Genomic DNA, 22,099 nt, shown 5'->3' with positions numbered 1-22,099 from the left:
ATCTCCTTTCCGGCTCAGCCGACCCGGATATCCCGGAGCGAGCGGATGAGCACGTCCGCTTCGGGAGCCAGCTCCTCGGCGGACCCTTCATAGGTGACGATGCCGACGGCCAGGCTGCCCGCCGCTTTGGCCATGGACAGGTCGACCAGCGAATCGCCGACGACCGCCATCTCGGACGGCTCGATGCCGAGCTGCTCGCACGCCTTGTGAACCATATCGGGGGCAGGCTTCCCGTTTCGGACCTTCTCGGGGGTTATGACGAACTGCAGCAAGTCGGAGACGCCCAGATGTCGCATGCAAGCTTCCGTGCGAGCCGAAGCGTCGGAAGTCAGGATACCCGTAACGAGGCCCGCTTCCGTCAAAGTGCGGAACACGTCCGCCGCTCCGTCCACCGGGCGGAACGCCTGATCGATCTGCAGCTTCGCGTCGGCTTGCCGAAATATATCCGCCGATAACTGTTTGCATTGGACCCAGGGCCAGCCCTTCAGCTGGTAAATCAGACCGGCGACAAGCGTAATTTCCTCCTGGGTGGACGCGACCGCCAGCACGCCCTGATGGTCGATCGTCTCTTCCCCGAGACCCATCAGCCGGCTCCATGACGCTTGATGCTCGCGTCCGACGCGGGCGACGAACTCTTCCTTCCGCAAATGATCGATATGGCGCCAAAATCCGGACGCCCCGAACAGCGTCCCGTCTTTATCGAAAGCCACACACTTGACCGCGGCCGCCCTCTCTCCGAAATATACGGTCTTCCCCGTCATTTTCGATTCCCTCCCTTATTCTCCGGGCTGCTCCGGTTCATCATGAACACGACGAACAGCGTGACGACGATGATCATGGAATACATGGCGTTAATCTGCGGCGAGAACCCGTAACGGATCATGGACCAAATCTGCATCGGCAGCGTGTTGTCGGTCCCGATCAAAAAGAACGTCACGATCACCTCGTCGAACGAGACGGTCAAGCCGAGCAGCATGCCGCCGATGATCGCTCCCTTGATGTTCGGCAGCGTGACTCTAAAGAAGGTGGCCGCGGGGCTTGCCCCCAGATCCATCGACGCCAGCTCGATGGACCGGTCCAACCGCTTCAGCCGGTTGATCGTCATGACCATGACGAGCGGCGTAATCAGAACGACATGGCCGACGATCACCGTCAGCAGCGACGCGGACACGTTCAGCAGTTTGAACAGCAGCGTCAAGGAAATGCCGGTCAAGATGCCGGGCAGCACGTAAGGCATAAGAATCGCCATCTGCAGAAGGCCCCGTCCGGGAAAGGCATGACGCTGGAACAAAAAGGCCGCCATCGTGCCGAATACGGTACTGACGAGGACCGACGGAACACTGACGAGCAGGCTGTTCCTGGCGGCAACCCACAGCTTCGGCTCCCGGAAAAGCTCCTCATACCAGTGCAAAGTAAACCCGTCGATCGGAAAGGCGGGTATTTTGCCCGAGCTGAACGAAAACAGGACGATTACCGCTATGGGGAAATACATAAAGAAAAAGACGGCACCCGCCAACGCGACAAGCAAGAACTTCCCGATGTTCACACGTCTCCCTACCCTTCCTCGAGGACGCCCTTCACGTCGCCCAGCTTTTGAGCGGCGACGATGACCGTAAGGGCGATCGCCAGTATTACGACGGCAAGAGCGGAGCCGAGCGGCCAGTTGAAGCTGTTGCCGAATTGAGATTGAATCAGGTTCCCGATCAGGATGCCGGAAGTGCCGCCGACGAGCGACGGGGTCATGTAATCGCCCAAAGCCGAGACGAAGGCGAACATAAAACCGGTTACAATTCCGGGCAGACTGAGCGGAAGCAGCACGGTGGCGAACGTTTGGCGCGCGTTGGCGCCCAGATCGGCCGCCGCGTTGAGCAGAAACGCCGGAATTTTCTCCAGCGAATTGTAGATGGGGATGAACGTGAACGGGATGGTCATGCACAGCATCGTCAAGACGACCGAAGCCGGGTTGAACAGCAGCTTGCCGGTAGGCTCGGACAAGATCCCCGTCATCGTCAGAACGGAATTGATGACCCCTTTTTCCCCCAAGATCGATCTCCACGCGTAAACCCGGATCAAATAGCCGACCAAGAGCGGCGCAAGCACCGCCAGATACAAAAACTCCTTATGCTTCCCGCCGTGGATATGAACGAACAGAGCCAACGGGTAGCTGATCAGAACGGCCAACAGTCCGACGAGTGCGGCCAACCGGACCGTTTTCCACAGGATGGACAAATAAGTGCCGTTCGTCAAAACCTCCGTATAGTTGCGAAGCGTCAATTCCTTGACGACCTTGAAATCTTGCACATGCCAGAAGCTGTAAGCGATCATGATGCCGATCGGAACGAGAATGAACACCGCTACCCAGAGAAGGGTCAGCCCCGCGATAAGATTTTTGTTACTCATAGGCGTCTCCGCTTATCGGGATCGAGATGACGTCGTCGGAACGGAAGTAGACGTCCCGGGTCTCCCCGAGTCTCAAGTGTGCCGATTCGTGCTCGTGAAGCTTGACGAGCATCGTGCCGTATCCCTCCGCACTCAGCGCAACTTCCCTTTCCGAGCCGTAATACGCCAGATCGACGACGGCCGCTCCCCGGATGCAATTGTCGTAGCTCTCGTCCTTGGGGTCGAACCGGATTTTGTCGGGGCGCAGCGAAATATAAAATTCGCTGCCCGCCGGGAATTCTCCTTCGTCCCTGATGCGCAAGCCCGCCCCTCCGGAGGACGGGACGAACATCCGCCGCGCATCGAACGCCCCCCTCCAAATGTTGGACTTCCCGACAAAGCCGGCAACGAACTTCGTCGCGGGCTTTCGATAGATGACGGACGGGGTGTCGACCTGCTGCAGGACGCCGTGATTCATGACGGCAATGCGGTCCGACAGGCTGAGCGCTTCGCCCTGGTCGTGGGTAATATAAACGAACGTAATGCCGCTGTCGCGCTGGAGCTGCTTCAGCACCCGCTGCATCTCCTGGCGGAGATGGAAATCGAGAGCCGACAACGGCTCGTCCAGAAGCAGAATGTCGGGTCTCGCGATCATGGCGCGGGCCAGCGCGATCCGCTGCTTCTGTCCTCCGCTCAGCTGCTGGGGCGACTTGGAGGCGTGCTGGGTCATCCCGACCATCTCCAAGTGCTCCGTAACGGAGCGGTGGACGGTCGCCTTGTCCGCCTTCCGGATTCGAAGCGGGTAGGCCACATTATCGAAAATATTCATATGAGGAAACAAGGCGTAGTTTTGAAAGACGGTATTGACGCTTCGCTTGTGCGGAGGCAGCCTGTCCGAAGGCTTACCCGCAATTCGGATGGACCCGGTTGTCGGATATTCGAAGCCCGCGATCATTTTGAGGATGGTCGTTTTCCCGCAGCCGCTCGGTCCGACGATGGAGAAAAATTCGCCCCTTCGGATCGACAAGTCCAAACTTCGGATGGCGGTATAAGCGCCGTACTTTTTGGTTACGCTTTCCATCTCGAGTACGACGGGATTGGAGCTGTCCATATGACCCAACCTTCCCTTGCAAGAATCTGTTCGTCGCCTGTTGCCTAGCGATGTTATTGCGCCCTGACTTCGTTCCACAGCTTGACGCGCTTTTCGAAGCTCTCGGGATACGCAACGTACACCAATCGGTCGAAATAGGACGGGTCGTCCATATGCGCTTTCTTCGCCTCCTCTTGCGTCAATTGGGAGACGGACTGGCCGTTGATTCCGCCGTAGCCGGTTTTCAGGATCAACCGGGCCTGGACTTCGGAAGAAATCAGGTAGTCGATATACAGGTGAACGAGGTCCGGGTTTTCCGTCTTTGCCCCGATGGTGGCATTGTCGATCCAGACGAGCGCCCCTTCCTTCGGAATGACTTCCTCCACGTTCATGCCTTGCTCGGCCAGGTCGGTAATCATCGTCGGCCCTTGCGTAAACAAAATCCAGGCCTCTCCGCTGGCCATCAAGTTTTTCCCGTCCTCGAACCCGGAGTAGTAGGAACGGATGAACGGCTTCTGCTCGATCAGCTTCTTCTTCACCCCGGCCAGCTGTTCGTCCGTCAGGTTGTAGGGATCGGGATAGCCGAGCAGCAGCGCGGTCGTCGCCACCTGATTGTTCGCGTCGTCGATCGTCGCGATTTTGCCTTTATACTTGGGGTCCCACAGGGCGGACCAAGAGGTGACCGGCTCTTTCACTTTATCCTTGTTGACGGCCAGCGGAAGCGAGCCCCAGGCGAACGGGATCGCGTACGTTTGTCCGTCCGACACGACATGCTTGTCGTTGATGCTCTTCAGGTTCGGGATCAGCTCCCCGTAATGCTTCAGCTTGCCGACGTCGATGGGCCGAATCAGCTTCAGCTTGTTGTAGCGGGTAACGGAGCCTCCGTCCATAAAGATCAAATCGTAGTTCAACGAGCCGGAAGCCGCTTTCGAAAACATTTCGTCGACGCTTCCCGCATACGTCACCTGGACTTTTACGCCATGCTCCTTCTCGAACGCATCCACCCAATCGGGCTCCTGGTATCCTTCCCAGGACAGCACGTTGATGGTTTTGCCGGCAAACGGTTTGTCCGTCGTTCCGGAGGTCGGCCCGCTCCCGCATGCGGCGAGAACGATCACCATCCACAACGATGCAAGCGCTCGCACCAGCGGCACTCTGCCTTTCATTCGTATCCCCCCCTACTCGCTCCACTTGACTATGCATTTTACCCACGGCCAATGCGGCTTGGCCAGAATGTCCGCCACTTCGTGCGGGCCGACCACCAGGTCGGGAATGGAATCGATTTGCAAAAAACCGTTTTCAATACTTTCGATCGCTTTTCCCCAAAGCGTCGGGGCGTTGGTTCTGCCGTACAGCGTCAAATTTTTCAAGACGATTTCCTTGTGGGGAAACGATTTCGTTTCGGCTTCCTTCAGCCCGTACAGAACGATCCTTCCGCCGACGCGCACCAGCTCGACGGCTTGCTTTACCGTTTCCGAATACCCTACCGCGTCTATGACGAGATCGAAGCCCCCGTGAGCCCGATACGTCTTCGTATCGGTCAGCTCGTGAATGCGCTTGCTTTCGACCAATCGGGTTGCGCCGTATGTCCGCAGTTTGTCCGTGCGGGAGTCCAGCTTGTAGGAAACCGACACGGAAGCCGCCCCCATCATCCGGGCGATTTGCACGAAGTACATCGCCGCCGGACCGTCGCCGAGCACAAGCACGTGGTCCCCCGCCTCGACGCCTGCCGCATGAACCGCGCCCAACGGGCAGACGAGGGGTTCGATCACCGCCGCCGCCTTGTCCCCGACCGAATCGGGGATGGGGTAAACGCAGCGGGCGGGCGCTTGGACGTACTGCGCCCATCCCCCGTTTGCGTTGATCCCGAGCTCGCGATAGTGCAGGCAAAATTCCGAACGGCCGCTCCGGCAAAATCCGCAAGTTTCGCAAGGGATGGCCGGATCGATGACGACCCGGTCCCCGACCCGCAGCGATTCGACGTCTTCCCCGATCTCCTCGATCGTTCCCGTTATTTCATGACCCGGAATGTACGGGGCGGGATACGGATAATGCCCGTTGAAAATTTCCTGGTCCGTCGCGCAGATGCCCGCGTACCGCACTTTCACCAATACGTCCTTCGCTCCGATGCGGGGGACCGGGACTTCCTCGATTCGCAAATCCCCGGTTCCGTGCCAGACGAGCGCTTGCATCGTTTGTGCCATATTGCCGCCTCCTATCGTTGAAGCCGATCCTCCTTCGCAGCCCGCAGCACGCCCGCCGTCAAAGGATCATGCCGATGCGCGGCTGGTATTGCACGGCCGCCTCGTCATCGTAAAACACCATCTCCCGGATTTCTTCCTTGGCCAATCCGTTGAAGTCCGGGGCAAGCTCGACGCCCAGACCCGGCTTGTCGGTCATCGCCAATTTCCCGTTGGCGAATACGAGCGGATCCCGAAGAACGTCCGAGGCATACCATTCATAGTGCGTATCGCTCGCAAAGACGAAGTTGCGGGACGAAGCGATCAAGTGCGCGTTCGCCACTGTCGCGATTCCCGTTTCCGCCCACGATCCCGTGACGCACCAGATTCCGTAGCTGTTGGCCAGCTCGACGATCTGCTTCGCCTTGAGAAGCCCGCCCGCTTCCGACGGATACACGGTGAAGGCGGATACGGCTCCTTTCTCGATCAGCTTGACCGCCGAATCGAAGGTCGTGCACGATTCGTCGGCCGTAATGGGAACCGGCACCGACCGGCTGACCGCGGCCAAACCGTCGATGTCGTAATAGGGCACCGGCTGCTCGACCAGCTGCAGATCGTATTCCGCCATCTTGTTGATGGCTCGAATGGCCGTAGGGACGCTCCATATTTGATTCGCATCGATTCTCAGCTTCACGTCCGGACCGACCGCCCGGCGAATTTCCTTGATCCGCTGCGTATCATAATCGATTTCCCGGCCGACCTTGATCTTGATCTCGTCGTATCCTTTCGCCACCAGCTCCTCCGCTTCCTTCGCATTGACAAGCGGATCGTCGATGAACAAATACCCCGAAAACCGGACATCCTTCCGGTACAGTCCGCCAAGCAGATTATACAGCGGCGTATTCAACGCTTTGGCTTTAAGATCAAGCAGCGCGATATCGATTCCCGCCATGGCATAATACCCGATTTGGGACCAGTTCAGCACGTACTCTTCCAGCTGATGCAGGATCAGCTCGGTTTGCATCGGGTCCTTCCCGATCAGAAACGGTTTGAATTCTTTCTCGACGATCGCTTGAATCGTCGGAATCGTCGGACCGACGCATTCGCCCAAGCCGATCAGGCCTTCGTCCGTCAGCAGCCGAATGATCAGGGCAGGCGCATTTCTCCGCGTGCCGCCCGACCATTTCGCGGGTTTCTTGAAAGGAATCAATACGGGAGTTGTCAACACATCGATAATTTTCATAATCGCGCTCCTTTTGAGATCGTGAACTGCAGGAATGTCTCCCCTTTAGAGTAGACGATACATTTGTCATTGTCAACAATAACATTTACTTCATCATTTTTTTGTTGATTGTTGACTATCGTTGTGTTGTCGGCTATTGTAAGGTATAGTTGGAATGAATGCTACTTTAAGAGCGGAGGATCATTAATGAGTTCCGAATTTCGGTTTTCGATAAAAAAGACGGACACGCTGCGCAACCAAATTTATCAGGATATCAAGGATGCCGTGATCGGCGGCATGCTGAAGCCGGGGCAGCGATTGCGCGAGCAGGACTTGTCCAAGGATATGGGCGTAAGCCGCGGTCCGATCCGCGAAGCGATCTTGCTGCTCGAGCGCGAAGGGCTGCTGGTTACTCAAACCCACCGCGAAACGACCGTCGCGAACGTCGAAAAAGACGAGGTCGAGCGTTTGCTCAACCCGCTGCGCGTCTTGCTGGAATCTTATTGCATCCAGACCATATTGCCTCGTCTCGTCGCCGGTCATTTCGAATATTTGGAGAACATCCTGAACGAGCTGATCGAAGCTTGCCAGAAGTCGGACTTGGCCGCAATCGTCCGAAAAGACCTGCAATTCCACGAATATTTGGTTTCCTTGACCGAAGAGCCGTATTTGATCTCGCTGTGGTCGGGCGTTTCCTCCCGAATCGTCTTCCATTTCATGAACAACTCCCACATGCATCAGTTGAACGACTTCTCCCAACTGATTCAGGAGCACCGCGAGCTGCTCGACGCCATCAAGACCAAGGATTGGACGATGATCGAGCCCGTCTTGAAAAAGCATATCTACTGAACGAAAGCGCCCCTGACACGCAGAGGGCGCTTTCCGTTTCATCCCGGCTCGGCATCAAGGCAGCAAGGACGCATCTCCCATGACCGGGTACGCAGGCAGGCTCCGGAACGCTTCGGCATGCCGGGCGCCGATGACCATCCCCCTGACCGAGCTCATCTTGGTCACGAATTCGATATAATCCATACCGTATTGAACGTTCAGCCATTCATCCTGACTCGCATGCGAGCGGATCATCCGGCATTTCGTTTCGTACACGTCCGTTATATCCACATAATGCTCCGGTTCGAACCCGACTCCGCCCAAATTGTCCATCACAAACACGTGCGGGATGCGGGCCATCGCCGGATATTCCGTCTCGATCAGCGGTACGGTAACCGGAATCCGGCAGTCGATGGCAATCTCGCCGCATATTCGGTGGTCGGGATGATAGTCGTTGCTCCCGTGCACGAACATGACATCGGGCGACGCTTTGCGAATCGCATTGATAAACGCCATGCGGGTTTGACGGTCGTGGAACAGAAATTCATCGTCGTATCCCATCCAGATCAGATCCGCTCCGATGCAGGCCGCCGAAGCCTCCGCTTCCTTCCGGCGCACGTCGGCGATCTGTTCCTTGGTCAATACCGGCGAGCCGACATTGCCGTTCGTGGCGATCATGATGGTCACCTGGTCCCCTCTCGCCGCATATTTGGCAAGCGTTCCTCCGCATAAAATCTCCACATCGTCGGGATGGGCGCCGATCGCGAGCACACGCATACATCATTCCTCCTTGGCATAGCCCGGTTATCCTTTGACCGCTCCGCTTGTCATGCCTTCGATCATGAAGCGCTGTCCCAACAAATAAAGGAGAAGCACCGGCAGAGTGGTCAAAAGGATGTTTCCGAAAATATAGTTCCAGTCCTTGCTGAAATAACCGTAAAAGCGATAGATGTTCAGCGGCATCGTCCAATATCGGTTGTCGTTCAAAAAGAAGAGGGGAATTTGCGAATCGTTCCAAACGTTCATAAATACCAGGATTCCCGCCGTAAACGTGATCGGCTTCATCAGCGGGAAGATGATGACGGCAAACAGCCGGTACGGTCCGCACCCGTCGATCGTCGCCGCCTCGTCCAGCTCTCGCGGAATCGTCCGGACGAAGCCGACGTAAATAAACGTCGCGAACGGAATGAGAATGCCCGCGAAGATCATTACAATCCCTGTCCGCGTGTTCAGCAGTTTGAACGTTTTCAGGACGTCGAACGTCGTGACAAGGCTGATCGGCGCCACCATCCCGAGCAGGAAGAAGCGGTAAAGCGCTTCGGATATCCGGCCCCGCATCCGGGCGATATAAAAGCTGAGCAGCGCGGAGCAGAGGAGCACCGTCACGACCGACCCCGCCGTGACGAGCATGCTGTTCGTAAAGCCCTGCAGCACAAGCCCCCGCTCGAATACGACCCGGTAGTTGTCCCAAAGGTGAATTTCCGACGGCAGCTCCAGCCGGAACAGCCCCGCCTCCTTGCTGCTTTTGAGCGAAGTGAGCACAACCATCAAATAAGGAACGAGGATGAAGGCGCTCAGCGCCCACAACCCCAGCTCCGCCAGTCCGGTCCTTCGTCGCCGCCGGCGTTCCGTCATCGTTCCGCCTCCCTTTTCTGCATATAGGAAAGCAGCGGCATCGAGATCGCGACAATAAGAAGCACCAAAATCAGGTTCAAGGCGGTGCTGTACCCGTATAGCCCCTGCCCCATATATTTGTAGACAAGCGTCATCAGCACCTCGGACGAGTTGCCGGGGCCGCCTTGGGTCAGGAAGTAGATGCCTTCGAACATGCGCGCGCCGTAGATGACCGACAACAGCACGTTGATCGTCACGGCGGGCATCAAGAGCGGCAGCGTCACATGAATGAATTTCGACCACGCGGATGCGCCGTCTATGGCCGCCGCTTCATAATAATCGGAGGGGATATTCTGGATCCCGGCGATATAGATGGCCATCGTAATCCCGGACGCGCGCCATATCTCCATCAGGCATGCGGAATAGATCGACAAGGACGGATCCCCGATCCAGCCGAGCGCCAGAAAGTCGAGATTCAAGGAGCGCAGCACATTGTTGACGAATCCGGTGTGCGGATTCAACAGCCCCTGGAAGATGAGTCCGACGGCCACGATATTCAGAATGGCCGGCGAAAAGTAAACGGCCCGTAGTGCGTTGCGCGATCTCATCCCCATGGTCAGCAGCACGGCCAATCCAAGCGGGATGACGTTCTTGCCGATCGTCGTGATCGCGGCGTAGAGAAACGTATTTTTCAACGCGTTGGCAAAATCCGGATTTCGAACGACTTCCGCGAACTGGGCCACTCCAACGAAACGGACTTCCGCGCCGGTCGCGTTCCAGTCGGTGAAGGAATAGTAGAAGCCCAGGACGGTCGGGTAAAAGAAAAATACGAGATACACGATCAAAGCCGGAACGGCGAACAGAATGGGGTAATATAGGGGAGGTCTATGCCTTTGCCTTCGCGGCAGACGTCCCGTACCCGCTTCAACTAAACCGGACATGCCAGCCTCCCTCCAATCACGCGCAACATGTTCACGGATTCCACCCCGGCAGCTTTTTCCCCTTGGCCACGATTTCCATCTTGGCGTTCAGTTCCTTCAGTACTTGCTTCGGCGGCTTGCCCAGCATCATTTCCTGCATCATCTTGCGGGCATCCATGTCGTTCCAGGCTTCGTACCGGCCGAACATGCCCATCCGCGCTTTTCCGCCGTCCATATACCGCTGCAGATCTCCGCTGATCATATTCCGCTTCGCTTCCACATCGGCGAAGACGGATATCCCCGGCGATTTCTGCAAGTACAGCTCCTGCTGCTCCTTGGAGGCGAACAACCGCATCAGCTCCAGCGCTTCCGCCTTGTTGGCGGCTTTCGAGTTGACCGAGATCCCTACTCCCGCATAAAGCGCAATGGCTCCGGGGGTGTCGCCGAATGGCATAGAGAAAAACCCTAACTCCACATTCGGATATTTGGCCAGCAGCGGCTCGAGGATGAAATCGCCGGCCGGATGCATGGCCACCTTGCCGGAGCCCAGATTCTCCTGCGACATCTCGAACGTCGTGGAAATAAAGTCATCGTTGATGTACCCTTTTTCTTTCAACTCCACCATTTGATTCAGCGCCCGCTCGTATTCTTCGACTTCCGTTATTTTGATCTTGTGCGCGTTCATGTCCTGCCAGAAACGGTCGGCGTCATTCCCCCTATTGATCTCGGCGTTCGCAAACAATTGATGCATCATGTGCGTCGTACCGAACTCGCTTCCGTTGGCAAGCTGAATGTTGACCGGAACGATACCCGCCTGCTTGATCCGCTCGCAGACTTTCAAAAATTCGTCCCAAGTTTTCGGAATGTCGAGCCCGAGCTTCTGGAAGATGGCTTTGTTATACACCATCCCCATTCCTCCCGGGTTCGTAACGGGCAACCCGGTAATCCGGCCGTCGTTCCACCGAATGATCGCTTTTCCGCTCTCCGACAGCCGATTCGCCCACGGCTCCCCGCTCAGATCTTCGAACCAATCCTTCGGAAGCTGGAATTGGGACATGGCGATATCGTCGGTTACGAACAAGTCGGGTCCTTCGCCGGACATCATCTTGATCTTCAACATATTCTCGAATTCCGTTGCCGGCAGCATCTGTACGTCGACCCGGTTGCCGCTGCGGGTTTCATAATTCGCGATAAAATCTTTCAGTCTGCCGCTATAATTTTCCGAGGTCACCATAAATCTCAACGTTTTCGCGCCGTTCCCTTCGCCGGTGCGATCCGCCTTCCCGCTGTTGGAACAAGCCGCCAGCAGCGAAGCGGCAATCAAACCGGCCACTACCGCCAGCTTTTTCGAACGCATCCTCATCGACTTCAACCTCCCCCGTTTATCACAACCCCATGACGCAAACACGGCCACATCCGTCGTACCGTCACCGTCCGCCTTGGCCATAATCGAATTCGATCACTTCCTTTCTTGTTTCTTGGCATCGCTTTCAAGCCGCTCCGCGAACGATCGTAGCGGGCATAGCCCCGCTTCGGCTTAGGTTCGACTACCGGAAAGCCCGCTTGAGAATCAGTATAAAGGGGCATATTTGTTGTTGTCAACAATTTTGTTAACAATATTGTTGCAAGATGAATCTCATCGATCCCGGGGCCTCGTTATTATTAAAACCCCTTTCAAAACCCGTATCGTTCTTGTATAATGTTTTTGTCAACAATTTTGTCAACAAATAAAAGGGGTGGGTCTATGCGAATGATCGATTCCTGGCTCCAACGATTCCCGGCCTCGCATCGGAGCTTTCGCTTATTGCGCAATGCGAACGGCGGATATGCCGTCATCTGGGAGAGGGGATCCCGGCTGATCGGACTCGTTCCCGGGAAAGGCGCGGAATCCGCGGTTTGGGTCGATTTTCGGGCCTTGGAGGAAGGGACGTGGAATGTCGGGGGGGATCGTACCTGGATCAGTCCCGAGTTCGCTTTGTTCGCCGATGCGTCCGGGCGCTACGATATCCCCGCGCAGCTCGATCCCGGCTCCTACCGCTTCCTTCCTGCGGAAACGGCGGAGGTCGTCCGTACCGAGCAAATGTGCGAGCTGACCCATTGGCCCGACCGCCGCTCGATTCCGATTCGCCTGACGAAGGAATACCGTCTGATCGCCAATCCTTTCGATAGGGTCCGTTCGGACGAGTACCGAAAGCTTGCACAGCTGCCTTTCATCGGTTGTCAAATCGAAACGCGCTTGCAGCTTCTGTACGATCCGGAGCAGATGTCGGACAGGCCGTTGCCCGCCATCAACCTGTGGTCGATCCTGCAAGTGCACCCCGGGGGGACGGTTTTGGTACCGGTCCACGGGAACGCCGAGCCGCTTGTCATGCATCGGGAGCGACGATTGCCGGTGATCGAAAGCCAACCCGCCGTTACAAGCTTTCCGTTTCGGGGAGACGACGGCTTCAAGCTTTCGTTTCATTCCCTGCAAAGCACGGGCCGATTCGGTTATTTCCGCAGATTGGGCCCGGATGCTTTCAGCTTGATCGTGCGACAGTTTCGAGTCCATCCCTCGGCCCTCTACCCCGATCACCCGGAAGATCGTCCGGATTATACCGGATCGTGCATGCAGTTCTTTTACGACGGAGGAAAGATGGGCGGGTATGGGGAGCTGGAATATCACGCTCCGTCCATCGACGGCCGCGACGCCACCGTACAATCCGATACGTCGCAGCTGTACTATTTTGTCGGGACAAGGGATCAAATTGCCGATATTGCCCATCATTTGCTGGGGACCGATCTTTCCGGAGTTTGCGGGGCCTAATCGGGACCCGGGGCCCGAGAGGAATGAACGTTTGCTGACGATTGGACGCGCTGCCATGCGCGGACGCAAAAAGGCCGGCTTCATCAGCCGGCCTTTCGCTGTTCGGATATCCGATTACAGCAATACGTTAACTTCGGTTTCTTTATCGAAGATGTGAACTTTGTTCATATCGAGCGCAAGCTTGATCGTCATGCCGTCCTTGAAGCCGGTACGTCCGTCCACGCGGGCGACGACCGTCTGCGTACCGAGGCCGCTCAAGTGAAGCTGAACTTCGTGACCGAGGTTCTCGGACACTTCGATCGTCGCGTTCACATGGCTTTCCGGGGAGCCTTCCAAGAAGATCGGCTCGTCGTGCAGGTCTTCCGGACGAATGCCGAACACGACTTCTTTATTGATGTACCCTTTGTCGCGAAGAATTTGCGCCTTGCCTTCCGGCATGACGACGTCGACGCCTTGCGACTTGAAGTGCACTTTGCCGCCGGTCTCGGAGAGCGAGCCGTGGATGAAGTTCATCGAAGGCGATCCGATAAAGCCGGCTACGTACATGTTCAGCGGATGGTTGTAGATTTCTTCCGGCGTAGCCGCTTGCTGGATGATCCCTTGGTGCATGACGACGATACGGTCGCCCATCGTCATCGCTTCCGTCTGGTCGTGGGTAACGTAGACGACGGTCGTCTCGAGACGCTTCGCCAGCTTGCTGATCTCGGCGCGCATCTGTACGCGCAGCTTGGCGTCCAAGTTGGAAAGCGGTTCGTCCATCAGGAACACTTGCGGATCGCGGACGATCGCGCGGCCCAGGGCGACACGCTGGCGCTGACCGCCGGACAACGCTTTCGGCTTCCGGTCGAGCAGCATTTCGATATCGAGAATTTTGGCCGCTTCGCGCACGCGTGCGTCGATTTCGGCTTTTTTGAATTTACGCAGTTTCAGACCGAACGCCATGTTCTGATAGACGTTCATGTGCGGATACAAGGCATAGGATTGGAATACCATCGCGATGTCGCGATCTTTCGGAGCTACGTCGTTCACGAGGCGGTCGCCGATGTACAGCTCGCCGGACGTAATTTCTTCGAGACCCGCGATCATCCGGAGCGTCGTCGATTTCCCGCAGCCGGAAGCGCCTACAAGCACGAGGAACTCTTTGTCTTTGATTTCCAGGTTGAAGTCTTTAACGGTCGCTTCGGTGGCACCGGGATATTTTTTTACGATATGATTCAAACGTACGCCTGCCATGGATCATTCCTCCTATAGTTCATTTTCCACAGCTATATCATAACCTACGCCCGATTTCGTGACTATGCACATTGCTTACAAAAAAATCACGTTCTTTTCGTTACTTTGTACAATAGCAATGCCACGTGTACAAGAAGCGCATGATGGAACGTCCGGACGTCGAGACCGGTTTCCTGCTTGAACTTGTCGAGCCGGTACAGCAGCGTGTTGCGGTGGATGAACAGCTTCTTCGCCGTCTCGCTGACGCTGCAGTCGAGCGCGATGAACTGCTCGAGCGTCATCAGCGTTTCGCTGTCCTTGAGCAGATCGACCCGCTTCAGCACCCGCTCGAGAAACAGCTGCCGCTGCTCCTCGCCGAGACCGTGAAGCAGCTTCTCCAGCTGCAGCTTCCACGTCATGTGAATGTTGTCGGACATATGGTAGGTGCGCCCGAGCGTCATCGTCTCCCGCAGCCGGACGACCGATGCGAGAAGCGCTTTCGACGGCAGCAGCGGGTAATCGACGGCGATATGGCATTCGCCGACCCATTCGGTGGCGAGCATCTCGTGAAGCGCGTGGCCGATCGAGGCGAGCATGTCCTCGACGGTCTCCTCGTCTCCTTCGCCGGCCTCCTGAAGCAGCGATTCCGGGCCGAGCACGAGCCACTCCTTGTCGAGCAGCGGGACGAGCGCGATTTCCCCGTCGAAAAACGATTCGAGCAGCTTTTTCAAATCCTGGTACGACGCTTTGCGCTGATCGGAATAATCGCCGTAGACGAGCAGCGGAATTTTCGGCGCATACAGGGCGAAATTGGAAGCGAGCGGTTCGGGAAGCTCCGCGTCCGTCACCCCCTGCTCGAGCTGCTGGCCGATCCAAGTACGGATCAGGTGCGACTTGCGTTCGTCCTCCGAATGCGCGTGCGAGCCCCCTCGCTTGTCTTGGGACCGGTACGCGTCCAGCGTCAGGTCGACCAGCCTCGCCTCCGACGCCGTCAACAGAGGCTCGTCCACGGACGCGGTCACCATATGGCCGCCTTCCTTCGCCAAGGCGAAGTGGAGCCGATGGTCGGCGATGCGGCTGTTGGCCGTAAGGCCCGTCCTCTCGTCGGCAAGCCGGTTCCACTCGGCAAGCGTCATTCGTCCGATCCGGAATTCGGCGCCCAATATATGTTCGAGTTGTTGCGTTATCCGCTCCCACTGGACCATGTAGAAAACCCCTCCAAACCTATATCATCATGATACACGTTTTGGAGGGGGATGAAAACATTAGCCGTCCTTCAGCACCCGTCTCGCGGTAACGTAATGCTTGTCCCAATAGCCGGTGTCCATGCGGCTGTACTTCACTCCGCCTTCTCCGTACGTGTGGATCATCCGGCCGTTGCCGACGTAGATGCCGACGTGGCCGATCTTGCCTTTCGAATCCGACGTAGTGAAAAAGACGAGATCGCCGACCTTCAGGTCGCTCCGCTTGACGAGGACGCCCTTCGTCGCCTGGTCGCGGGAAACGCGCGGCAAGTACATGTCGTTTTCGGCGAATACCGTCTTGGCGAAGGAGGAGCAGTCGAACGTTTTCGTCTGCCCGAAGTCGGCGCCGAAGACGTACGGCGTTCCCAAATATTTGCGCGCGGTCAAAATCAGCTGCACCCGCATTTGGTCCGGCTCGCTCAAAATGCGGCGGGCGCCTTCGAACCGGTTTTTGTAGTACGAATCGGCGATCGACAGCGTCACGACTTCGTCCCGGCCGCGGTTCGCCATAACGAATTTGTTATCCCCGACATAGATGCCCGTAAACGCCACTTTGTCGTTTTCCCCGAAGAACAGCACGTCTCCCGGGAGCAGGTCGGACACTTTCGTCAAAAGCGGCTTTTTGACCGCATATTGATCTTTCAGGTCGCGGGGAATTTCATAGCCCAGCTGCTGGAAGACGAAGTAGACGAGCCCCGCGTAGTCGAATCCTTCCGAAGGCGACTGCGCGCCCGCCTTGTAGTCTTTGCCTACCATCGATTGCGCCAACGAAACGGCATCCATGTCGTCGTAAGCCGCATAGGCGTCGTTTGCGAACAGGCCGGTGAGTCCGATCGCCAGCGCCGCGGTGACGGCAACGGATTGTCGTTTTTTCCACATCAAGTATCGTCCCTCCAAAATCGTTCATTCCAACCAGGTATCGGTTGTTTCAGCATTAGATTACCATGGGAAATGAAACACTTTCATTCCTCAAATGTTGGCTCTCCGGCAAAAATGTTGTCACCGGTGCTAACCGGATGGAAACCCGTTTTATTGCAGTATCAAAATGTGGAAGCCGCCGGACGCCCTCCGAAATCCGCAACAAAACAATCGGCCGGACGAACCGCCGATTTGTCTATGTACCCCGCCGCCCCCGCTGCGCAAAGCCGCTTCCGCTTCGCCGCACACTTCCGGTATCGTGCCCTCCCGAAGCGCCATTCATTCGGTTTATAAAAGAAGCCGAATGGACATAATTTTTCCATTCGGACTTTTTGCGATTTCGATGAGGGGGGCCGATCCGATTTTACTTCCATACGGCAAACATAACATCGAGCTGACCGTCCGCTTTCCGTCCGAACCGGTCGTCCTGGATTATCGGTCGGAGCCCGAAGCGCCCGCCGATACCGTTATCGCGGAAGCGCTCCGGCATCCGGTATCGGGACCGACGCTTCGGCAGCTGGCCGCGGGGAAAAGCCGCGCCGTCATCCTGATCAGCGATCGGAGCCGGCTGTGCCCGAGCCATCTGTTCCTGCCGGCTCTCCTCGAGGAGCTGAACGCCGGCGGCATCCCCGACGACCGGATTCGCATCGTGGTCGCGCTCGGCATGCACCGCAAGCAAACGGACGCGGAGCTCGTCGAATTGACGGGGGAGGGCGTGTACCGCCGCGTTACCGTCATCAATCATTCCGCGGCTTCCGAGGACTGCGTTCACCTGGGCACGACGAGTCTCGGAACGCCGATCGAAATCAACCGGATCGTCGTCGAGGCTGACTTGCGGATCGCGACCGGCAATATCGAGCCTCATCGGCTTGTCGGCGTCTCGGGCGGCGTCAAGGCACTCGTGCCGGGCACGGCCTCGCAGCGGTGCATCGAAGCGAACCATTCGCTGTCCCGGTCTTACAAGGCGAAGCTGGGCGATCCGGACAACCCGATCCACCGGGATATGGAAGAGGCGCTGCAGCACGTACCGATCCATTTCCTGTTCAATGTGATCGCGAGTCATCGGCGGGAGCTGCTCGAAGCGTACGCAGGAGAACTGACAGCCGCGCATCGGCTCGGCCTGCAGGCGGCGCGCCGACGCTTCCTGCTGCCGGCTAGCCGGGACCACGATATCGTGATCGCGTCGACCGGCGGGTTCCCGAAAGATATGCAGCTGTACCAAGCGATCAAAACGCTGCAAAACGCGTCGGCATTCGTCAAGCCGGGGGGCGCGATCGTCTTGGTCGCCCGATGCGAGGAGCTGTACGGCAACGGCATTTTTCAATATTGGGCGGAAGTGTATAATCGCCGAAGCGCCCTACAGGAATTAAAGAACCGTTTTGTTCTGGGAGCCCACAAGCTTGCCCATCTCGACGAGGTGTTGACGAAGCATACCGTTTACCTGCACTCCGATATGCCCGATCCGCTGGCGGAGCTGCTCGGCTTCCGGCCCGCCCCCGATTTGAACGGCACGATCCGGTCGCTGCTCCGGGAAGATTGCTGCCGGGTCGCGGTTTTGCCTCATGGCGCTTTAACGTTTCCCGAACCGGGATAACCATTAACCGAATCCGGCCCGTTCTCTCGGGTCGGCGATGTCATGCTTAAGGAGGAATGTCGCTTGTACTGGAACGCTTGGCCGCTCGACCGCCTGTTGATTTTGTTCGTCGGAGCCGCCTTTATTCTGATCGGCATCCAAGTGACGATGTTTCATTACCGGCAAAATTTCCATCACAAATCGATGTGGACGCCGGTCGTTTCAGCTCCCGTCTTTGCCGCCTCCGCGCTTGTCCTGTCGGCGTACAACGCCGGCTGGCTCAGGGGGCTATTCGGGATTTTCATGGTCGTCGGCGTCGTCAACGGCTTAATCGGCGTCTATTTGCATGCCAGAGGCGTTCGCGTTCGCGTAGGCGGCTGGGCGATTCGCAACTTTTTGATCGGGCCGCCGGTCGTACTGCCGTTTTTGTTTACGGCGATCAGCGGTCTCGGGATCATCGCGCTGTATTGGAGGTGACCGTCCCATGAAGAAAACCCGATACCCGAATTATGACGTCCTTACCGAACAGAAAGAATGGGACGACCATACTCGCGCCATCGTCCTCTCCCGTACGGAGGGCGTCCATTCGTACCGTTCGCTGTCGCTTGTCGAAGCGGAGATGCTGCGCGCCATTTGCGCCGTATTGGCGGGAGACGATCGGGCGAACATCATCCAATTCGTCCTCGTCCATATCGATCGTACGCTAAGCTCCCCGTCCGCGGAAAGCGAACGCAAAGCTTCCGAGCCGGAAGCCGCGGAGCTCGTGCATCTAGGCTTAAAGCGATTGGACCATTGGTGCGTATCCCGTCACAAACGGCCTTTCATCGATTTGACCGCGACGGACCAGCATTCGATCGTACTGGAGATGGGCGAAGAAAAGCTGGCTCTTCCGCCCGATTACGCCTTTCCGCAAAAGGCGTTGTTCAACAAGCTGCTGAGCTGGACGGTCGAATCGTACTATTCGCATCCTACGGTATGGTCGGAAATCGGCTACGGCGGCCCGGCTTATCCGCGCGGCTACGTTCGCGCCAACATCGGCCAATTGGATCCTTGGGAGGCGAGAACGGACACATGACGCTTCAACGGAAATATGGCAGAGACGTCGTGGACGCGGTCATCATCGGCGCCGGAGCGGCCGGCGGCGTATTGGCCAAGGAGCTGAGCGAAGCGGGCATGCGCGTCGTCGTCCTGGAAGCCGGGCCGTTTCGCGACCCCCAGCACGACTTCGCCAGCGACGAGCTGTCGATGAAGTCGCTCGGCTGGGAAGATACGCGTATCGTCGACGGAGCCGATCCGCTTCAAATGGGACATAACAACTCGGGTCGAGGCGTCGGAGGGGGAACGGCCCATTTTACCGGCGTATTTTTGCGTTTTCACGAATCGGACTTCCGGACGCGAACGGTTGACGGCGTCGGCGAGGATTGGCCGATCGGGTATGCCGACCTCGAGCGCTTTTACACGAAGGTCGAAAAAGAAATCGCCGTCTCGGGTCCGAAGCATTTTCCTTGGGGCAGCTACCACGGCCCTTATCCGTATCCGGAACGGGAACCGCTCAGTCCGAACGCGTATATGTTCATGAACGGCTGCGAGAAGCTCGGTTACCGCTATTCGGTACCGCCGCTCGCGATTCTTTCCGCCCCGTTCGACGGCCGGCCTCCGTGCATCAACCGCGGCTTCTGCAACCAAGGGTGCATGCCGAACGCCAAATTCAGCACGCTCATCGTTCATATCCCGAAGGCGATTCGGGCCGGAGCGGAAGTATTGGCGGATTGCATGGTGACGCGGATCCGGACCGACGCCTCGGGCAAGGCGACCGGCGTCGAGTTCGTGCATAATGGACAAACGTACGTGCAAAACGCGCGCATCGTCATCGTCTCCGCTTATGCCGTCGAAACGCCCCGGCTGCTGCTTCATTCAGCCGACTCCCGGTTTCCGGACGGACTGGCCAATAGCAGCGGCTGGGTCGGCAAGGCGATCATGACGCACAGCAGCCATGACGTATACGCCAAATTCGATCAAGAAATTCGGCTGTACAAAGGAACGCCCGTTCTCGCGACGACGCAAGATTTTTACGAAACGGACCCGGCTCGCGGCTTTGCCCGCGGGTATACGCTTCATGCTCACGGGACGCGCCCCGTCGAATTTGCGAGCGGCATCGCCCATTCCGAGCAAGGCCCGATTTGGGGTCAACGGCTTCGGGATATCGTGCTCGACTACAACTTGTACGGACGCGTTACGATGGTCGGCGAGGTGCTGCCGTCGGAACGGAATCGCGTCACGTTGTCGGACGAAAAGGATGCCAACGGCATGCCGCGCGCCAAAGTGACGTTCAGTCTGGGGGATAACGACCGGAAGCTGATCGAGCACGCCGTCGGCACGATGAGCTCGATCCTGCGCGCAGCGGGAGGGACGATCGAATTCGTCGTCCCGGACACGGCTCACCTGATGGGCGGCTGCCGCATGGGGAACGACCCGGAAACGTCGGTCGCCAATTCGTACGGCCAGACGCACGACGTCCCGAACTTGTTCGTGTGCGACGCAAGCCTTTTCGTCACCTCTGGCGGCGGCAACCCGACGAATACGGTGATGGCGCTGGCCAGCCGGACGGCGGAGTACATTATCGATCGCGCGAAGCGGATGGAGCTCTGAAACATTGGCACTAGGTCGCATTTGGCAATGTTCGGTCGATGCGTTTACAATAGAGGAGGATCGATCGATATAACTTTAGAGCGCGAAAGGGTGCTTGCCTAATGGCCATAGTGGAAATTACCGTCATTCCGGTCGGGACGGACGACACCGGTTTAAGCGGATACGTCGCCGACATGCAGCGCATTCTCGAGCGGGAGGGCGGTTCGATTCGGTATCAACTTACACCCATGAGCACGCTGATCGAGGGCGAGCTGTCCGACCTGCTGGCTGTCGTTCGACGGCTGCACGAATCCCCTTTCTCCGCCGGCGCCGGGCGCGTGTGCACGACGATCAAAATCGACGACCGGCGCGACCGACCTTCGTCGATGGAACAAAAAATGCGTTCCGTAGCCGAACGTCTCGGCGGAAAATCCGAGTAAGCCAAAAAACCTCTGCACGCGTCCTTCGACGATGCAGAGGTTTTCCGTGGTACAAAAATTATAAAACCCTCCATATCCGGAGGGATTTCATGATGAGCCATGTAGGACTCGAACCTACGACACCCTGATTAAAAGTCAGGTGCTCTACCAACTGAGCTAATGGCTCGCGTAGCCACCGTCTGATGCGGTTGCAAAGGAGGTATGGTGGAGGCTGATGGATTCGAACCACCGAACTCGTCAGAGAACAGATTTACAGTCTGCTGCGTTTGGCCACTTCGCTAAGCCTCCATGATATGCCGGTTACTGCCGGACAGACATGGTGGCTCGGGACGGAATCGAACCGCCGACACGAGGATTTTCAGTCCTCTGCTCTACCAACTGAGCTACCGAGCCATATGTAGTTGTAATTGAAGCTTTCGTTCAATGAAAATAAATGGCGGAGCTGACGGGATTCGAACCCGCGGTCTCCTGCGTGACAGGCAGGCATGTTAGGCCTCTACACCACAGCTCCATAACTTGTTACTAAAAGCTTCCCCTGTTTTTCCTTCGTCACTCAAGGAAAGGAATGGTGGACGCTGACGGGATCGAACCGCCGACCCTCTGCTTGTAAGGCAGATGCTCTCCCAGCTGAGCTAAGCGTCCTTATAAAGTTGGTAGCGGCGGAGGGAGTCGAACCCACGACCTCACGGGTATGAACCGTACGCTCTAGCCAGCTGAGCTACACCGCCATATATTCAGGGTATGGCCTTCCCACCCCGCAGGGTTGAGAAACGGAGAGAGAGGGATTCGAACCCTCGCGGCTGTTACACCCTAACGCTTTAGCAAAGCGCCCCCTTCGGCCTCTTGGGTACCTCTCCATAATTATTCCCTGAAAACCGGATGCGAAAGAATCGAGTTTGAAGCTGGATCGAGTGTATTGGATAAGCCCTCGACCGATTAGTATTCGTCAGCTGCACGCCTTACGGCGCTTCCACCCCGAACCTATCAACCTGGTCGTCTACCAGGGGTCTTACGAATTGGGAAATCTCATCTTGAGGGGGGCTTC

21 protein-coding genes, 7 tRNA genes and 1 rRNA gene are annotated in these 22,099 nt (G+C 57.2%); 7 read left to right on the top strand and 22 right to left on the bottom strand.

All coding sequences use genetic code 11. From position 1 onward, the window contains the following. Positions 1–14 precede the first annotated feature (14 nt). The 7 genes from DLM86_RS25020 to DLM86_RS24990 are packed head-to-tail and all read right to left on the bottom strand — an operon-like array spanning position 15 to position 6,892. Complete coding sequence (locus DLM86_RS25020) at positions 15–761, bottom strand: HAD family hydrolase (protein WP_110842808.1); 747 nt, start codon at positions 759–761, stop codon at positions 15–17. After that, on the bottom strand, positions 758–1,546 hold the full coding sequence (locus DLM86_RS25015) for an ABC transporter permease (RefSeq protein ID WP_110842807.1): 789 nt from the start codon (positions 1,544–1,546) through the stop codon (positions 758–760). Before DLM86_RS25015 ends, DLM86_RS25020 begins: the two co-directional genes overlap by 4 nt. Positions 1,547–1,554: 8 nt before the next feature. Continuing rightward, on the bottom strand, positions 1,555–2,400 hold the full coding sequence (locus tag DLM86_RS25010; RefSeq protein WP_110842806.1) for an ABC transporter permease: 846 nt from the start codon (positions 2,398–2,400) through the stop codon (positions 1,555–1,557). Continuing rightward, positions 2,393–3,490, bottom strand: coding sequence for an ABC transporter ATP-binding protein (locus DLM86_RS25005; protein ID WP_158289656.1), 1,098 nt, complete (start codon positions 3,488–3,490; stop codon positions 2,393–2,395). The genes DLM86_RS25010 and DLM86_RS25005 overlap by 8 nt, the downstream gene beginning before the upstream one ends. 53 nt (positions 3,491–3,543) lie before the next feature. After that, on the bottom strand, positions 3,544–4,635 hold the full coding sequence (locus DLM86_RS25000; protein ID WP_110842805.1) for an ABC transporter substrate-binding protein: 1,092 nt from the start codon (positions 4,633–4,635) through the stop codon (positions 3,544–3,546). A gap of 12 nt (positions 4,636–4,647) precedes the next feature. Then, on the bottom strand, positions 4,648–5,673 hold the full coding sequence (locus tag DLM86_RS24995) for a zinc-dependent alcohol dehydrogenase (RefSeq protein WP_110842804.1): 1,026 nt from the start codon (positions 5,671–5,673) through the stop codon (positions 4,648–4,650). A 58-nt stretch (positions 5,674–5,731) separates the two neighbouring features. Beyond that, positions 5,732–6,892, bottom strand: coding sequence for a mandelate racemase/muconate lactonizing enzyme family protein (locus tag DLM86_RS24990; protein WP_110842803.1), 1,161 nt, complete (start codon positions 6,890–6,892; stop codon positions 5,732–5,734). 186 nt (positions 6,893–7,078) lie between these two features. Here DLM86_RS24990 and DLM86_RS24985 point away from each other — a divergent pair, with 186 nt between their 5' ends. After that, positions 7,079–7,720: a GntR family transcriptional regulator gene (locus tag DLM86_RS24985; protein WP_110842802.1), complete on the top strand. Its 642-nt coding sequence runs from the start codon at positions 7,079–7,081 to the stop codon at positions 7,718–7,720. A 54-nt stretch (positions 7,721–7,774) separates the two neighbouring features. On the opposite strand, the gene DLM86_RS24980 is transcribed toward DLM86_RS24985, so the two are convergent. The 4 genes from DLM86_RS24980 to DLM86_RS24965 are packed head-to-tail and all read right to left on the bottom strand — an operon-like array spanning position 7,775 to position 11,596. Then, positions 7,775–8,476 carry a PIG-L deacetylase family protein gene (locus tag DLM86_RS24980; RefSeq protein WP_110842801.1) on the bottom strand — a complete coding sequence of 234 codons (702 nt, stop codon included), beginning with the start codon at positions 8,474–8,476 and terminating at the stop codon, positions 7,775–7,777. Between the two features lie 27 nt (positions 8,477–8,503). Continuing rightward, entirely contained in the window at positions 8,504–9,334 is an 831-nt protein-coding gene (locus DLM86_RS24975) for a carbohydrate ABC transporter permease (RefSeq protein WP_110842800.1), read from the bottom strand. Continuing rightward, complete coding sequence (locus DLM86_RS24970; protein ID WP_110842799.1) at positions 9,331–10,254, bottom strand: carbohydrate ABC transporter permease; 924 nt, start codon at positions 10,252–10,254, stop codon at positions 9,331–9,333. Before DLM86_RS24970 ends, DLM86_RS24975 begins: the two co-directional genes overlap by 4 nt. A 31-nt stretch (positions 10,255–10,285) precedes the next feature. After that, complete coding sequence (locus tag DLM86_RS24965) at positions 10,286–11,596, bottom strand: ABC transporter substrate-binding protein (RefSeq protein ID WP_110842798.1); 1,311 nt, start codon at positions 11,594–11,596, stop codon at positions 10,286–10,288. 441 nt (positions 11,597–12,037) lie between these two features. Between DLM86_RS24965 and DLM86_RS24960 the strand changes: the two genes are divergently transcribed. After that, positions 12,038–13,039, top strand: a complete 1,002-nt coding sequence (locus DLM86_RS24960; RefSeq protein ID WP_146250287.1) for a hypothetical protein — start codon at positions 12,038–12,040, stop codon at positions 13,037–13,039. A 114-nt stretch (positions 13,040–13,153) separates the two neighbouring features. Here DLM86_RS24960 and DLM86_RS24955 read toward each other — a convergent pair whose 3' ends face one another. From DLM86_RS24955 to DLM86_RS24945, 3 genes are all read right to left on the bottom strand, one after another. After that, positions 13,154–14,272: an ABC transporter ATP-binding protein gene (locus tag DLM86_RS24955; protein WP_110842796.1), complete on the bottom strand. Its 1,119-nt coding sequence runs from the start codon at positions 14,270–14,272 to the stop codon at positions 13,154–13,156. A gap of 86 nt (positions 14,273–14,358) precedes the next feature. Then, complete coding sequence (locus DLM86_RS24950) at positions 14,359–15,456, bottom strand: PucR family transcriptional regulator (RefSeq protein ID WP_110842795.1); 1,098 nt, start codon at positions 15,454–15,456, stop codon at positions 14,359–14,361. Between the two features lie 60 nt (positions 15,457–15,516). Continuing rightward, positions 15,517–16,374, bottom strand: coding sequence for a C40 family peptidase (locus DLM86_RS24945; RefSeq protein WP_110842794.1), 858 nt, complete (start codon positions 16,372–16,374; stop codon positions 15,517–15,519). A 343-nt stretch (positions 16,375–16,717) separates the two neighbouring features. Here DLM86_RS24945 and DLM86_RS24940 point away from each other — a divergent pair, with 343 nt between their 5' ends. From DLM86_RS24940 to DLM86_RS24920, 5 genes are all read left to right on the top strand, one after another. Then, positions 16,718–18,007: a nickel-dependent lactate racemase family protein gene (locus DLM86_RS24940; protein WP_245954902.1), complete on the top strand. Its 1,290-nt coding sequence runs from the start codon at positions 16,718–16,720 to the stop codon at positions 18,005–18,007. A 63-nt stretch (positions 18,008–18,070) separates the two neighbouring features. Next, positions 18,071–18,463, top strand: coding sequence for a hypothetical protein (locus DLM86_RS24935; protein WP_245954901.1), 393 nt, complete (start codon positions 18,071–18,073; stop codon positions 18,461–18,463). Between the two features lie 7 nt (positions 18,464–18,470). Beyond that, positions 18,471–19,061 carry a gluconate 2-dehydrogenase subunit 3 family protein gene (locus DLM86_RS24930; RefSeq protein ID WP_110842792.1) on the top strand — a complete coding sequence of 197 codons (591 nt, stop codon included), beginning with the start codon at positions 18,471–18,473 and terminating at the stop codon, positions 19,059–19,061. Next, complete coding sequence (locus DLM86_RS24925) at positions 19,058–20,635, top strand: GMC family oxidoreductase (protein WP_110842791.1); 1,578 nt, start codon at positions 19,058–19,060, stop codon at positions 20,633–20,635. Before DLM86_RS24930 ends, DLM86_RS24925 begins: the two co-directional genes overlap by 4 nt. 101 nt (positions 20,636–20,736) lie before the next feature. Continuing rightward, the gene (locus tag DLM86_RS24920) at positions 20,737–21,054 is read left to right on the top strand and encodes an MTH1187 family thiamine-binding protein (protein WP_110842790.1); all 318 of its coding nucleotides are present in this window, start codon (positions 20,737–20,739) and stop codon (positions 21,052–21,054) included. A 93-nt stretch (positions 21,055–21,147) separates the two neighbouring features. On the opposite strand, the gene DLM86_RS24915 is transcribed toward DLM86_RS24920, so the two are convergent. The 8 genes from DLM86_RS24915 to DLM86_RS24880 form a co-directional block, all read right to left on the bottom strand. Continuing rightward, positions 21,148–21,220, bottom strand: a tRNA-Lys gene (locus DLM86_RS24915). 36 nt (positions 21,221–21,256) lie between these two features. After that, positions 21,257–21,342 (bottom strand) — tRNA-Tyr (locus DLM86_RS24910). 29 nt (positions 21,343–21,371) lie between these two features. Further along, a tRNA-Phe gene (locus DLM86_RS24905) sits at positions 21,372–21,447 on the bottom strand. Between the two features lie 41 nt (positions 21,448–21,488). Further along, positions 21,489–21,565 (bottom strand) — tRNA-Asp (locus DLM86_RS24900). 55 nt (positions 21,566–21,620) lie between these two features. Next, positions 21,621–21,696, bottom strand: a tRNA-Val gene (locus tag DLM86_RS24895). A gap of 9 nt (positions 21,697–21,705) precedes the next feature. Further along, positions 21,706–21,782: transfer RNA gene (locus DLM86_RS24890), tRNA-Met, on the bottom strand. 43 nt (positions 21,783–21,825) lie between these two features. Continuing rightward, positions 21,826–21,911, bottom strand: a tRNA-Ser gene (locus DLM86_RS24885). Between the two features lie 59 nt (positions 21,912–21,970). Further along, positions 21,971–22,099 (bottom strand): 23S ribosomal RNA (locus DLM86_RS24880); the annotation flags it as partial.

Origin of the sequence: Paenibacillus flagellatus (genome assembly GCF_003217775.1) — a bacterium.
Classification (GTDB): domain Bacteria; phylum Bacillota; class Bacilli; order Paenibacillales; family NBRC-103111; genus Paenibacillus_AB; species Paenibacillus_AB flagellatus.
The sequence above is the reverse complement of the archived record's forward strand: the minus strand, read 5'-3'. Positions and strand labels throughout refer to the sequence as shown.